The 14,508-nt window shown below is 48.9% G+C and carries 16 protein-coding genes; 6 read left to right on the top strand and 10 right to left on the bottom strand.

All coding sequences use genetic code 11. The features are described 5' to 3' along the window. Positions 1-3 precede the first annotated feature (3 nt). Entirely contained in the window at positions 4-1,644 is a 1,641-nt protein-coding gene (locus MK185_00855; protein ID MCH2039171.1) for an acetolactate synthase large subunit, read from the top strand. Between the two features lie 30 nt (positions 1,645-1,674). Continuing rightward, positions 1,675-3,123 (top strand): aldehyde dehydrogenase family protein, encoded by a 1,449-nt coding sequence (locus MK185_00850; GenBank protein MCH2039170.1) that lies wholly within the window; start codon positions 1,675-1,677, stop codon positions 3,121-3,123. 86 nt (positions 3,124-3,209) lie between these two features. On the opposite strand, the gene MK185_00845 is transcribed toward MK185_00850, so the two are convergent. Continuing rightward, a complete protein-coding gene (locus tag MK185_00845; GenBank protein MCH2039169.1) occupies positions 3,210-4,409 on the bottom strand; it encodes an ABC transporter permease in 1,200 nt (399 codons plus the stop codon). A 2-nt stretch (positions 4,410-4,411) separates the two neighbouring features. Beyond that, on the bottom strand, positions 4,412-5,077 hold the full coding sequence (locus MK185_00840; GenBank protein MCH2039168.1) for an ABC transporter ATP-binding protein: 666 nt from the start codon (positions 5,075-5,077) through the stop codon (positions 4,412-4,414). Between the two features lie 64 nt (positions 5,078-5,141). Here MK185_00840 and MK185_00835 point away from each other — a divergent pair, with 64 nt between their 5' ends. Next, positions 5,142-5,747, top strand: a complete 606-nt coding sequence (locus tag MK185_00835) for a DUF3299 domain-containing protein (GenBank protein MCH2039167.1) — start codon at positions 5,142-5,144, stop codon at positions 5,745-5,747. A 45-nt stretch (positions 5,748-5,792) separates the two neighbouring features. On the opposite strand, the gene MK185_00830 is transcribed toward MK185_00835, so the two are convergent. The 8 genes from MK185_00830 to MK185_00795 are packed head-to-tail and all read right to left on the bottom strand — an operon-like array spanning position 5,793 to position 11,564. Further along, positions 5,793-6,353 carry a carbonate dehydratase gene (locus MK185_00830; protein ID MCH2039166.1) on the bottom strand — a complete coding sequence of 187 codons (561 nt, stop codon included), beginning with the start codon at positions 6,351-6,353 and terminating at the stop codon, positions 5,793-5,795. A gap of 21 nt (positions 6,354-6,374) precedes the next feature. Continuing rightward, a complete protein-coding gene (gene folE2, locus MK185_00825; protein MCH2039165.1) occupies positions 6,375-7,385 on the bottom strand; it encodes a GTP cyclohydrolase FolE2 in 1,011 nt (336 codons plus the stop codon). 35 nt (positions 7,386-7,420) lie between these two features. Then, complete coding sequence (locus MK185_00820; protein MCH2039164.1) at positions 7,421-8,809, bottom strand: dihydroorotase; 1,389 nt, start codon at positions 8,807-8,809, stop codon at positions 7,421-7,423. A gap of 28 nt (positions 8,810-8,837) precedes the next feature. After that, the gene (gene hisI, locus MK185_00815) at positions 8,838-9,266 is read right to left on the bottom strand and encodes a phosphoribosyl-AMP cyclohydrolase (protein ID MCH2039163.1); all 429 of its coding nucleotides are present in this window, start codon (positions 9,264-9,266) and stop codon (positions 8,838-8,840) included. A 9-nt stretch (positions 9,267-9,275) separates the two neighbouring features. After that, positions 9,276-9,872: a DUF2796 domain-containing protein gene (locus MK185_00810; GenBank protein MCH2039162.1), complete on the bottom strand. Its 597-nt coding sequence runs from the start codon at positions 9,870-9,872 to the stop codon at positions 9,276-9,278. A gap of 1 nt (position 9,873) precedes the next feature. Beyond that, positions 9,874-10,533, bottom strand: a complete 660-nt coding sequence (locus tag MK185_00805; protein ID MCH2039161.1) for a DUF1826 domain-containing protein — start codon at positions 10,531-10,533, stop codon at positions 9,874-9,876. Next, on the bottom strand, positions 10,526-10,921 hold the full coding sequence (locus MK185_00800; GenBank protein ID MCH2039160.1) for a MerC domain-containing protein: 396 nt from the start codon (positions 10,919-10,921) through the stop codon (positions 10,526-10,528). The genes MK185_00805 and MK185_00800 overlap by 8 nt, the downstream gene beginning before the upstream one ends. Before the next feature lie 37 nt (positions 10,922-10,958). Beyond that, positions 10,959-11,564: an AraC family ligand binding domain-containing protein gene (locus tag MK185_00795; GenBank protein MCH2039159.1), complete on the bottom strand. Its 606-nt coding sequence runs from the start codon at positions 11,562-11,564 to the stop codon at positions 10,959-10,961. 191 nt (positions 11,565-11,755) lie between these two features. Between MK185_00795 and MK185_00790 the strand changes: the two genes are divergently transcribed. The 3 genes from MK185_00790 (at position 11,756) to groL (ending at position 14,467) form a co-directional block, all read left to right on the top strand. Next, entirely contained in the window at positions 11,756-12,247 is a 492-nt protein-coding gene (locus tag MK185_00790) for an FxsA family protein (GenBank protein MCH2039158.1), read from the top strand. A 223-nt stretch (positions 12,248-12,470) separates the two neighbouring features. Further along, positions 12,471-12,764, top strand: a complete 294-nt coding sequence (locus MK185_00785; protein ID MCH2039157.1) for a co-chaperone GroES — start codon at positions 12,471-12,473, stop codon at positions 12,762-12,764. 59 nt (positions 12,765-12,823) lie between these two features. Next, entirely contained in the window at positions 12,824-14,467 is a 1,644-nt protein-coding gene (groL, locus tag MK185_00780) for a chaperonin GroEL (protein MCH2039156.1), read from the top strand. Positions 14,468-14,508: the final 41 nt, after the last annotated feature.

The raw sequence follows: 14,508 nt of genomic DNA, 5'->3' as shown, positions 1-14,508 counted from the left end.
GCTATGAAGGCATCGGATCTGTTCGTAAAAGCACTGGAGCAGGAGGGCGTGGAGTACATTTTTGGTATTCCTGGTGAAGAGAATCTCGATTTACTGGAGTCACTGCGAACCTCGTCAATTAAGCTGATTCTTACCCGGCATGAACAGGCCGCAGGCTTTATGGCGGCGACCTATGGTCGTTTAACCGGAAAAGTCGGTGTTTGCATGTCAACTCTGGGTCCGGGGGCGACCAACTTTGTGACGGCGGCCGCTTATGCTCAGCTGGGCGCGATGCCGATGCTGATGATCACCGGTCAGAAGCCAATTAAAGCCAGCAAGCAGGGCCGTTTCCAGGTGCTTGATGTGGTCGACATGATGCGACCAATCACCAAATACACGGCGCAAATTGTCAGCGGCGAACGTATCGCTTCCCAGGTGCGCGAGGCCTTCCGTATTGCCAGTGCCGAGCGTCCGGGAGCAGTGCATTTGGAGTTGCCGGAAGATATCGCTGATGAAGAAACCTCACCAAACCTGATTCCCGAAAGTTCGATGCGTCGTCCGGTGGCGGAAGAAAAATCGATCAAACATGCGGTCGATATGATCGAACTGGCCAAGTCGCCATTGCTGCTGATTGGCGCTGGTGCCAATCGGAAGATGTCGAGTTCTATGCTGACTGAGCTGGTAGACGACTTTGGCATTCCGTTCGTGACAACACAAATGGGTAAAGGGGTGGTGGATGAAACCAAAGACCTGTTCCTCGGCAACACGACTTTATCTGATGGCGACTTCGTTCACCGCGCCATTGCCCATGCTGATCTGATTATTAATGTTGGTCACGATGTGGTGGAGAAGCCGCCATTCTTTATGCGCGATAACGATAAAAAAGTTATTCATATTAATTACAACGCCGCCGAAGTCGACCCGGTGTATTTCCCTCAGGTGGAAGTGGTTGGTGATATTGCTAACAGTATCTGGGCGATTAAAGACAAATTACAGTCGCAGAAGCATTGGGATTTCAGCTATTTCGATAAGGTGAAAAAGGCGGAAGAGAAAGAACTGCCACGCGGTTGTGAAGACGATCGTTTCCCGATGTATCCGCAGCGTCTGGTCGCGGACGTACGTAAGGCAATGCCTGATGATGGCATTATTGCGCTGGATAACGGTGTTTATAAAATCTGGTTTGCCCGTAACTATAAGGCGAAAAAATCCAACACCGTTCTGCTGGATAACGCACTGGCCACCATGGGAGCTGGTTTACCATCAGCGATGGCATCAAAGTTGGTTTATCCCGACCGTCCAGTCATCGCCATTTGTGGTGACGGTGGCTTTATGATGAACAGCCAGGAGCTGGAAACGGCGGTACGGTTAAATCAGCACCTGATTATTCTGATTCTGCGGGATGATGCTTACGGCATGATTAAGTGGAAGCAGGCCAATATGAAGTTTGACGATTTTGGTCTCGATTATGGCAATCCGGATTACGTCAAATACGTCGAAGCCTATGGCGGTAAAGGCCACCGGGTAGAAGCGGCGGATCAGTTATTACCGTTGTTGGAAAAATGTATGCAGGAACACGCGGTACACCTGATTGATATTCCAATCGACTACAGCGAAAACGATGAAATTCTGAATAACCAATTGCGCGCACTAAGCGCAAAAGTGTAAGCCATTATTTGGTTAAGGGAGGAATAAACCATGTTAGCGAAAAGTTACCCTTATTATCTGGCCAATAAAGCGGTGTTTGCCAACGAAGATCTGGAAGTGACCGATAAATATTCCGGTGAAGTTGCCACCCGGGTGGCGCTGGCCGATGTAGCCATGATTGATAAAGCCATTGCCGCAGCGGATGCCAGTCAGGACGCACTGCGTAAAATGGCACCCTATGAGCGTCAGGCTATTCTGAATCACTGCGTCAAACGTTTTGAAGAACGTTTTGAAGAAATGGCACAGGCTTTGTGTGTTGAAGCAGGCAAGCCAATCAAAGACGCTCGTGGTGAGGTAGGGCGTTTAATCGACACTTTCCGGGTGGCGGCAGAAGAATCTGTACGTATGAATGGCGAAGTGATGAACCTGGAAGTGGCACCGCGCGCCCGTGGTTATTCCGGTATGTACAAGCGTGTACCGATTGGTCCGTGCTCTTTTATTTCGCCATTTAATTTCCCATTAAATCTGGCGGCACACAAGGTGGCTCCGGCGTTAGCCGTGGGTTGTCCGTTTGTTCTGAAACCAGCCAGCCGTACCCCCATTGGTGCATTAATCATCGGTGAAATTCTGGCGGAAACCGATTTGCCGGAAGGTGCGTTTTCGATTCTGCCGTGCTCCCGTGACGGCGCGGATTTATTCACTACTGACGATCGGTTAAAACTATTGAGTTTTACCGGATCACCGGATGTTGGTTGGGACTTAAAAGCCCGTGCGGGCAAAAAGCCGGTGGTGCTGGAGCTGGGTGGCAATGCCGCCTGTATCGTCGATGAAGATACGTCTGCTGAAAGCGGTGATTTAACGGATGCCATTGAGCGCATTATTTTTGGTGCCTTTTATCAGTCTGGTCAGAGCTGTATCGGTGTGCAGCGTATTATGGTGCATGAGTCGTTATACGAACGGTTTAAAACTGAGTTCATTCGTAAAGTTGGTGAGCTGAAGATGGGCGACCCTAAAGACGAAGAAACCTTTATTGGTCCGATGATTTCGTTGTCGGAAGCTAATCGTCTGAAAGGATGGATTGATGAAGCACAACAGTTGGGTGGTAACCTTCTGGTGGGTGGCAATCAGGAGGGCGCCATGCTCGAGGCGACGGTGCTGGAAAACGTCCCGGAAAATGCCCAATTAAACACCGAAGAAGCGTTTGGTCCGGCGGCCATTTTGTCTTCGTTCTCGGACTTTGATGACGCTTTAGCTCAGGTCAACAACAGTAAATTTGGTCTGCAGGCGGGGATCTTTACCAAAGATATCTACAAAATCCAGAAGGCCTGGGACGAGTTGGAAGTCGGCGGCGTGGTGATTGGTGATGTACCAAGTTGGCGGGTTGATAATATGCCGTATGGCGGCGTGAAAGATTCTGGCGTCGGACGGGAAGGGATTAAGTTTGCGATGGAAGATATGACCGAGTTGAGGCTGTTGGTGATTCGCGATAAACACCGTTAATTCAGATTTCAACCGGTATGTCATAAAAAGCCAGCTCAATGCTGGCTTTTTTGTCCGCTCGATCTTGTTGTAATGAGCTATTTATACTAATTCAGCGACAAACGATACGCCTTATAACCCGGATAGAAGCTGACTAACTGGCTGGCGATCAAAATGATAGCCAGTACTTTTCCGATTTCCAGAGTAAGAAAATTCGGATCGATACTGATACCAAAACGGCTGCTGATCAGATCCTGAGCACCACTTAATATCAAACTGAAACTGATCAGTGCCATCATGATCGCAGTGAGTGTTATCAACAGAGTCTCGGCCTGAATCAGCGCAAAAATAAACCACGGCCTTGCACCCAATGTACGAAATACAGCGAGTTCTTTTTGACGTTCGCGCATTGATGCAAGCAAGGTGGCACTCAGGCCCATCAATGCGGCGCTGAGTATCAGCCAGGAAATCACTCTTAATGTATTTTCCATCATATTCATACTTTCCCAAAGCTGGCTCAGTGATACACCCGGCAAGATGGCCATCAATGGTTCAGGTTGTGACTGATTAATCTTGCGTTGCAAGTGGAAGGTTTTTAGTCGCGATTTCAGCCCAACCAGTGTTGCCGTAATACTTTCTGGTTTGAGTAGCTCGGCACCGGCAGGTGTTATGCCGGGTTTATGAACCGCCTCCAGGCCAGCAAGGCTCACATACAATACCTGGTCCACAGGCGTACCGGTAGTTTCTAAGATACCAACAACTTCAAAAGGGTATTGGTCATGTTGTTGGAAGCTTTGGCGTCCGGTACCGTGAGCAATGGTGATTTTATCGCCGATTCTGTAGTTAAGTCGTTGAGCGACTGCGGCGCCGATAACAACACTGCGGGCGTTTGAAAATGCATCGCCAGTATTAAATAGCAGCGGTTGCTTCTGGCCATAGCGAAAATATCTGAAGAAATTCTGGTCGGTACCCACTACCCGGAAACCCCGGTGCGAATCGCCCATGGATAGCGGAATTGCCCACTTCACTTCACGCGAACTGCGAAGTTCTTCGAAGCTCTGATAAGAAATATTGCGACTGGCATTACCAATATAAAAAACGGAATACAGCAGCAGATTAATTTCACCGCCACGAGCACCGACAATTAAGTCAACCCCTGAAACCGTCTGAGAAAATCCAGCTTTGGCCTGATGGCGTAAATGTTCGACCGCCGTAACGGAGAAAACACTGATGGCAACCGCCAGCAACGTCAAAATGGCCGAGCCTCTGCGATGTAATAAACTGAAGAAAGCAACACGCCAGAACATTCTTATTTCTCCACCGAGTTGATGCTGTGCAGAGCGGTGGTTTTACTGAATTTCGTTGCCAGAGACATATCGTGACTCACCATCACCAGCGTTGTTTGCTGTTCGTGACACAAGGTGTTTAATAATTCCATGAATACATCCCGATTATTGTGGTCGAGTGATGATGTGGGTTCGTCAGCGAGAATTAGTTCCGGCTGATGAATCATCGCGCGTACGATGGCTACCCGTTGTTGTTGACCGATACTCAGGTTCTCTGATTTTTGCTGATGAAGCTCCGGAGCCAGGTTGACCTGTTGAAGTTTTTCCTGAGCTTGCCTGATGAGTGTTGAGCGCGGAGTTTTTATACCACTTAACCGGGCGGCCAGGAGCACATTGTCGACTACCGATAAATACGGAATCAGATTCAGGCGCTGTGAAATAAAGCCTATGTGCTTCGCCCGGAATCGATCCCTGTGACGAGCTGACATCCGGTTCACATCTTCCCCGGCTATGCGTATTTGGCCGCTATCGGGTTGGTTGAGTCCGGCCAACAGATGCAGCAAGGTCGATTTCCCACTTCCCGAATCACCACATAACAGCAATTGTTCGCCGCGTTCCACCTGCCAATCAGTAATATTAAGCACCGGCTGACGTTGGTAAGAAAACTGCAAGTCGGTCAGTTGGATCATCACACTAGACTCTTAACAATGGGTTGTTATGATATAACACATTGGTGTTTTTGAGGTAAGTCGCATGTTCGCTGCAGTTGGGCGGGAAAGAGGTACAGAGAGGCGTCAGAAGAGAAGTCTGATATGCCAGACGATCGTTTTATTACTCTTTATCGGTTTAAGCGCATCGGTATTGGCTGACTACCAACCCGTGGAGTGGCCTGATCTGATTCCCGAGGAGGATTTAAAAGCGCTGCAAAATCCACCAGAGCAAATTACAGGTAGTGAGGAAGGTGGACTGGCGGATGCAATCGCCAGCAAGTTGGCGTTGGCGATGGACCCTGATCGTGAATTGACCCCTTATGAAAAAGCCCTCACCTCCAGCAAAGTGAAACAGGAATACAATAACAAAAAAATTCGTATGCCAGGCTTTATTGTGCCGCTGGAATTTAACCAACAGCGTGTCACCGAGTTCTTTCTGGTGCCATTTTTTGGTGCCTGTATGCATTTACCCCCGCCACCGCCGAATCAGATCGTTTACGGAAAAATGGAACAGGGCGTGGAACTGTATACCCTGATGGACGCCTTCTGGATTGAGGGAACCATGTCGACCAAAGCGGTAAAGAACGAAACCGCCACGGCTGCTTATTCCATGACGGTTGATAGGGTAGAGCCTTATTACAACGACTAGCTGGTTGGTGAAACATTACTTACGTTGCTATAACTGTGTTAAAGATCAAAATTCATTCGCCAGCTGTTTATAGCCTTTCACCAGATAATGGTTTGCGGAAATAATCGACTCTGAAAAATCACTCGCCGACTTGTCCGTTTGCGGCAGCGTCGCCAAATCGTATTCTGGCCCGATATGCACCACTGGAGGGATCACAGTACCTGCGGGAATATCGGTTCCGTCTACCACGCAATTATGACGAACCACGCAGCCATCACCAATGTCGGTGCGGAACACCACACTGTTAAAACCGATGAATACGTTGTCACCCACCGAACAAGGTCCGTGGATGATTGAGCGGTGAGCAATAGACGTGCGGCTACCAACGGTTACTCTTGCTCCAGCTTTAGAGTGAATCACGACGCCATCCTGAATATTGGAATCGCTGCCAATAACGATGGGTTCCATGTCTCCGTTCTCGTCCACTTCATCAGCACGAATGACGGCGTAAGGTCCAACGAAAACGTTATCACCAATGATTACATTGCCACAAATAATGGCAGTTTTATCGATATAGGCACTGGCGCTGACTTGTGGGAAATGACCGCTTGGATTTTTACGTAACATCGTATTTCCTTAAAGATTCTTTTAAAAGCCTGAGCTTGGATGAAAACCACCGGGAAGATCGGCCACTGCAATCGCAACAGCATTGTGCGGATGCAGGCTTTCCTGGTGTTCTACTTTTAACCAATAATCAGCGATGTTGCTGTGTTGCATCAGGGTGTGTTTTACCCGACGGGCAGCATCCTCACAGAACATCAGATTTTCACCATTTAATCGGGCAAACTCCTGTTCGTCTTCCCGCTTTACGGCTGTTTGTACCGGGGTCTTCAATGCGTCTTCAACGGCATCAATCAATTCAACAATCGGGAAGTAATCGTCATGTTGGAAACGCACTTTGATATAAGCATATGAGCGTTGGCTGTGTGGTGTAGCCACAGAGCCCTCGCTGCTTTGCAACCAGCTGGTTAATTGATCCAGGTCGATCTGATTAGAACTTGAGTCACTGCGGCTACTCGAATCATTCTCTGCAGAAAAATGCTGACGGATTTTGTTCGCCAGTAACTGACGTGACAGAGAGGCGGAACACGGACAGGTGCTGGAATAAGGCACGGTGATTTTAAGTTCACTGATATGGTGACCTTCCTGTTGGCGACAAATAATTTCTACCGGATAACTTTTCCAGCCAGAGTTGTCACTCAGAAGTGCAGGGCGGTTCAATGTCAGATTAAACGACATATTAAAGTAGGCATCACAACTCAGATCACGGTGGCTGGCAATCATGTCATTCAGCAGTTCATGGGCAATTCGGGGAGTAAATGCCTGTTGCTGAGCGTGGCGATTAACCGATCGATACAGTCGTGACATATGAATGCCTTTGGCCTGTTCATTATCCAGGCTGACGTAACAGTTTACTCTGGCGTCTACGTTGGAAGTGCTGATATCAGTGTCTGCATGTTCGCGTGTGACGACCGAAAGAGGCAGGTCAATCTGGTCCATACCGACCCAGTTAAGTGACAGAGCGATTGGTGTTGCGTGGGCACTGGCGACATCGGGTAGTTTTTTAGTGGTATCGGCTATTTCACGATTTATTAACATGACTGATTCACTTATCCGTGGTTATTGAATATCTGTTATGAATTGGCGCGTTGAAAAACAAGTGGCAATGCCGGTGAAGTACCCGCAATAAACGGTTCGGTTATATCGCCATTGCTATAGACTTCCTTACCGTTCACAAAGGTCGATCGGATGCTGGCACTGAAGGTATGTCCTGCGAAGGGAGACCACTGGCATAAATACCGCAAGCTGGTTTGCTCAACCGTGGTTTGGCCATCGAGATCCACCAATACAAGGTCAGCAAAGTAGCCTTCGCGTATAAAGCCACGGTCTTTTACCTGATAACGAATAGCCGGGTTATGGCAGACTTTTTCCACCACTTTTTCCAGGCTGAATACGCCTCGGTGGTACTGATCAAGCAAGGTGAGTAGCGCGTGCTGCACTAAGGGTAAGCCCGCTGGAGCTTTGTAAAACGGTTGTTGTTTTTCTTCCAGTGTGTGTGGTGCATGATCGGTAGCAATAATGTCGATAACATCATCATTAATTGCCTTTAGTAGGGTCTGGCGATCCTGCTCGGATTTTATTGCCGGGTTACACTTAATCTTATTACCCAGACGGGCATAGTCTTTATCAGAGAACCATAAGTGGTGCACACAGGCTTCAGCCGTTATTTTTTTACGCTGACCGTTTTTATCGATGAGTGGTCCGGCAGAGAAAAGCGCCATTTCCTTTGCTGTTGTCAAATGCAATACATGCAGATCGGCTTCGTGTTTTTTAGCCAGACTGACAGCCAGTGACGAAGAGCGATAGCAGGCTTCGTGATCGCGAATTTGCGGATGATGGATCGGTTGCCATTGCTCCGGAGGTAAATCCAATTCCAGCTTTTGGCTGTTTGCCTGAACCGTTGCATTGTCCTCACAGTGGGTGGCAATCAATACCGGTGAATAGCGAAATACATCCTCAAGGGCTTTGGGATCGTCCACCAGCAGGCTACCGGTGGATGCGCCCATAAACGCTTTCACACCGCATACCTGTGTCGGATCAATTTTCTTGATATCTTCAATATTATCGTTGGTAGCGCCGAGATAAAACGAATAATTAGCCAGTGAGTTCTGGCTGGCAATATCCAGTTTTTGCTGCAGTGCCGCCTGGTTAGTCGTGGCTGGGATCACATTTGGCATTTCCATGTAACTGGTAATGCCACCGGCAACCGCAGCGCGGGACTCAGAGCGAATGGTTCCTTTACCGGGCATTCCCGGCTCACGAAAGTGTACCTGGTCGTCGATCATTCCAGGCAGTAAATAAAGGCCACTGGCATCAATTATGGTATCGTCAGGAGCGGCAGAAATATGATCAGCGATTAACTCGATCCGCTGGTTTGTAATGCGAACATCCTGTTCTTTTATTACGCCTTCGTTAACGAGTGTGGCATGCTTTATCAGTATGGCAGACGCAGTGGTTTGCATAGATTACCCCGTACTCTTTAAATCTGGATTAAATGGAATTATCAGGATTTGACGTAATTAAAAACTCATTGGTTTCGGCATCCAGCGAGAAATAAAAACAATGGCGACGACCTGTGTGGCAAGCAGCCCCTGCCTGATTTACCCGGAATAGCAGGGCGTCGCCATCACAATCTACCTGCATCGATACAATATGCTGCCAGTGACCGCTGGATTCGCCTTTTCTCCACAGGGTATTTCGTGAGCGTGACCAGTACGTCATTACTCCATTCGTTAACGAATAATTCAGTGACTCACTGTTCATCCACGCCATCATTAGCACCTGGCCAGTGGTAGCGTCCTGAGCAATGGCCGGAATCAGACCCTGCTCATTAAATGTCAGTTGATTCAGAATATCGGCCGCAGCGAAGCGCCTACCGCACTCAGAGAGTTCGATATCTTTAAAAAATGATTTGCTCATATTTCTATATTATTGATTGAGTAGCAGCGCAGAGTTATTTGGTGTCAGGTTAGCGATGCCTTGCTGGTTGCCATTAATCCACATTACTTGCAGTTTCTCTAAACCAGGAAAATGTTTGAATAACGAAACATTCATTTGTTTGATGGTATTTTGGATGTCACAGCTAAGGCTATATTGCGCATGAATTTCACTGTGGTCAGATGTTTCTGATTTGGGATGTTCATCGCTGTGCCCATGATCATGTTGATGCTCATGATGTTTGTGACCATGATTGTGGTCTGTGTAAGGCATTTCAATCTCAGCAGAGACCAACTGACATTTCAGACCCGTTGTGGTGATCAGCGAATCGACCTTGGATAACAGCGACTTGGTTTTGTCCAGTTGCTGTTGCTGGGCCTTATTTTTGGGCGCGTGTTCAAAACCCAGGAGATTAGCGGCCGGGCTTTCCAGTTCCAACAGCAGCTCGGTGTTATCGATCACCAGATTTAATGTCGCTTCGCCATGCACGTGAGCATCGTGTTGATGGACTTCTGCATGTAGCGGGTTGCAAAGCAATACAGTCATTGCAGTAAGTAGTTGGCTGGCAAGAATTATTGAAGGCTTCATATCAGTCGGAAAAATCCAGAGTCATTAATAAGCGGTTTTCGCCAGCAACTGGCATTGGAGAGCGGTGAACCGCACCGTTGTTTTCGTTACCTTCCCAGGATTCACCTTTGAGTAACACCACGTCTTGTGTACCCACCTGCTGAATAAATCGCTGATGAATGAATACACCCGCATCTTTATCCGATTTTCCCTGCGTGTTGTGGCCCATTTTATGTCGACGAACCTGATGATTCTCCAGCCACTCAGTGCCAGCACCGCAAAAACTGGTCACCAGACGGCAAGGTACCTTATCGGTATGAAACTTCGGACACATAGCTGAGTCCAGTACCGATACGCGTGCTAATGCAGCTGGTAACTCGAACAGGGTGCAGAACATGTCAACCAGCAGGACTGCATCATCGATAAAGTCTTGTTTATAGCCATGATCCGGCAGTTCTTTCTGCAAAATAGCGGCGGCAGAGTCTGGCTCCAACCGACTTTTAAACACCGAGAAATGGCTGCTGTTCGATGTTAAGTATTGCGCGTATTCACGTGTTGCAGCGCGTTCTGCACGCTGCCACTGAATCAGATTAACACCGTCCTGATAAATCAGCGGTAATACTTCGGGAGTATCACCTTTCAGATTGTTGGCCACGTTACAGGCCATCGCAGTACTAGCCATTCAGCAGTTTCCTGTTTCTCAGGTGGGCAATGATCAATAAACCGGCACCAATCGATGTCAGCAGCGTTTCGGTTGCCTCCCCCAATAACAGTGCCAGTGTCAGCCCCGTCAGTCCGGCCAATGCCAGAGCGCTTGGCAACACACTGCCATGACGGCGATAGCTGGCTGGAAAACTCATCAGAGCTAACAGTACGACCGGAACCAGCAGCATCAGGTGCGTTTGTTCACTGGCCAACAGCGCACCCGCAGTACCCAATGCACCAGTCGCCAGCACCATAGGCAGCAGCAGACAATGTGCCAGACACAAGCTGGAGCAAATAACACCGAACGAATCTTTGATCGAGGTTGAAGGGGTGTCGGTGGCGACGACGTGATTGGAGTCAGACATGAACCATCCAAATTTCAGAAATGTTATAATATAACAATTATGATCCTGAAACAGATTTGCCGTCAAGAAAGATTGAGAAAATCAGAACGCTGCCTGGTATTGGCCGGGAGTAATGCCCGGCACTGGATTCGCTGGGGCGGGTTTTGCTGTGGCGCAACAACAATTTGCGCAGCGCTTCATACAACACGGTTTCCTGCGCTAAGCGGCTGTTGGTGATTGGGTCGAGGGTCAGCAGCTGATACAAATCGCGGGCGACTTCCGGGTCTTGTATGACGGCATTAGGAAAGTAGGGCGCACCTCGGGTACCCGAGGACTGATTCAGATCGGTGTTTAACTGAACGAGCTGCTCTGGCGTCGGATACATCGCTCGATACGCCCAGCCGCCCTGAGTTTCTGAATGACCGCTGTGTACCTCGTCGGCGTTTACCAGAATGATGGTGCCGGCCGGCGCGACATGATTATCACCGGTGCGGTAGAAACCCTGGGCACCGTCTTCAATCACACCAATGGTGTAACCTTCATGGCTGTGGCGTGAGAAAGTGTGATTTTCGAACCGTGCCTGCAACAGCTCAACGCCACCCATCACATCGCTGTTGCGATAGTGCGCGAATTCTTTCTGTTGTTTGCCGGATTCGTGTTTCATTTTGAACGTCGTTTGTCTGGGCAGCTTCTGAGATGACCTTTACCTTAATGGCGGTTCAGTATCACTGATTGTACAAAATTGCTCTGTCAGGAATTGTGACCGGATAGGCGGCCATTGGTTGAAATCTCTATGGCCGTCTCCATATAGAAACCATCGATTTAAGTAATCTATCTCAACAAGCGGAGAGCGTCGTGCCTCTTTTATTGATCTTTATTATCATTCCTATGATTGAGCTGGCTGTCCTGATTCAGGTTGGCTCGCACATCGGCATATTGTGGACCCTGGCGCTGATTTTCATTACCGCCATCATTGGCGTGCGGCTGCTGAAACTGCAAGGATTATCGACCCTGATGCGTGCCCAGCAACGTCTTGCTGAAGGCGGTATCCCAGCCAAAGAACTGGCGGAAGGGTTCTTGCTGGCATTATCCGGTGCCCTGCTGCTGACCCCGGGATTCTTAACCGATGCCTTTGGCTTCGCGTTGCTGACTCCAGGTGTGCGTATGGCTATGGCGGGTTCAGTGATGAAAATGATGAAACCGAAAATGATGGGCGGCTTCGGACATATGGGAGGGCGTTCCGCTCAGCATCATCAGCCACCGGGTCAAACATCCTCCCAGGGCAGCGTTCATCGCAACGATGGACCGAAGAACGTTATCGAAGGCGATTACAAACGCGAAGAGTGAGTGAGCAGCCAGCCTCCGTGGCTCGGTTGATTGTGAATACTGATCAAAACTTCAACAGCGGTTGAGCGAATATTCACCTTTGCCAGCGAAAATCTAAAAAATTTCATATTTAGCTGTTGAAATCGTTTTATCTAACCCTATCTACGAAATTGAACTATAAATATTGCCTTGCGGCGAACGTATTCCGCCGGGCCTGTTAATTGAATGTTGGAGAAAGCTTCAAATGAAAATCCGTCCTTTACACGATCGCGTCGTTGTACGTCGCAAGGAAGAAGAGCAAGCAACTGCAGGTGGCATCATCCTGCCAGGCGCTGCCGCTGAAAAACCTAACCAGGGTGTAGTGGTTGCTGTCGGTAACGGTCGAGTTCTGGATAACGGCGACACCAGTCCGTTAGCAGTTAAAGAAGGCGACGTTGTAGTATTCGGAAAATACTCCGGTTCGAACACCATCGACGTTGATGGCGAAGAGTTACTGATTCTGAGCGAAAACGAAATTTACGGTGTACTGGAAGACTGATTCTTCCGTTTTAGTATCTGCACCTAACTGAATACATACGAATTAGAAAGGAAAGTCTCATGGCTGCTAAAGAAGTTAAATTTGGTAATGATGGCCGCGTTGCCATGTTGAACGGCGTAAACGTTCTGGCTGACGCTGTAAAAGTAACTCTGGGTCCTAAGGGCCGCAACGTGGTTCTGGAGAAGTCTTTTGGCGCTCCGACCATCACTAAAGATGGTGTATCCGTAGCACGTGAAATCGAACTGGAAGACAAGTTCGAAAACATGGGTGCACAAATGGTTAAAGAAGTAGCCTCTCAGGCCAACGATCAGGCGGGTGACGGTACCACTACTGCAACCGTACTGGCTCAGTCCATCGTTAACGAAGGTCTGAAATCGGTTGCCGCTGGCATGAATCCAATGGACCTGAAGCGCGGCATCGACAAAGCGACTGCTGCGGTGGTTGAGTCTCTGAAGGCACAAGCTCAGCCTTGTACTGATTCTAAAGCGATCGCTCAGGTAGGTACTATCTCTGCAAACGCTGATGAAACTGTTGGCCGCATCATCGCCGAAGCGATGGAAAAAGTAGGTCAGGAAGGTGTTATCACCGTTGAAGAAGGTAAAGGTCTGGAAGACGAGCTGGACGTGGTTGAAGGTATGCAGTTCGACCGCGGTTACCTGTCTCCATACTTCGTAAACAATCAGGAAAAAATGATCACAGAGCTGGAAAACCCGCTGCTGTTACTGGTTGATAAGAAAGTAGACAACCTGCAGGAACTGATTCCGGTACTGGAAGGTGTTGCTAAAGCCGGTCGTCCACTGCTGATCGTTGCAGAAGACGTTGAAGGTCAGGCACTGGCCACTCTGGTTGTCAACAACCTGCGTGGTACGTTCAAAGTTGCTGCTGTTAAAGCGCCTGGTTTCGGCGATCGTCGCAAAGCCATGCTGCAAGACATCGCAATTCTGACTGGCGCTCAGGTAATTTCTGAAGAAGTAGGTATGTCTCTGGAAACCACTTCTCTGGAAATGCTGGGTACGGCTAAGAAAGTTGTGATCAGCAAAGAAAACACCGTCATCGTAGATGGCGCTGGTAACGAAGCTGACGTTAACGCACGTGTTGAACAGATCCGTGCTGAGATGGAAGCCTCAACCTCTGACTACGACAAAGAAAAACTGCAGGAACGTGTTGCTAAGCTGGCCGGCGGTGTTGCCGTGATCAAGGTTGGTGCTGGTTCTGAAGTTGAAATGAAAGAGAAAAAAGACCGCGTTGATGACGCTCTGCACGCAACTCGCGCCGCCGTAGAAGAAGGTGTTGTTGCTGGTGGTGGTGTTGCTCTGGTTCGCGCTCTGGCTTCTGTAGAAGTGAATGGGGACAACGAAGACCAGAACGTAGGTATCACCCTGGCACTGCGTGCGATGGAAGCCCCAATCCGTCAGATCGCTGAAAACGCGGGTGCAGAAGGTTCTGTAGTTGTCGACAAAGTGAAAGCAGGCGAAGGTTCCTTCGGTTTCAACGCGGGTACCGGTGAGTACGGCGACATGATCGAAATGGGTATCCTGGACCCGGCTAAAGTAACCCGTTCTTCTCTGCAAGCAGCTGCTTCTATCGCTGGTCTGATGATCACTACCGAAGCAATGGTTGCTGAACTGCCAGCGGGCGACGCTCCTGCAATGCCTGATATGGGTGGCATGGGCGGTATGGGTGGCATGGGCGGCATGATGTAATCATCGCTCATCAATACCTAAGCTAACTACTTAGCTTTTAT

The sequence above is a fragment of the Saccharospirillaceae bacterium genome (assembly GCA_022448365.1).
Classification (GTDB): domain Bacteria; phylum Pseudomonadota; class Gammaproteobacteria; order Pseudomonadales; family Oceanobacteraceae; genus Bacterioplanoides.
Note: the sequence above shows the minus strand (reverse complement) of the source record. Positions and strands in the feature narration are given on the sequence as shown.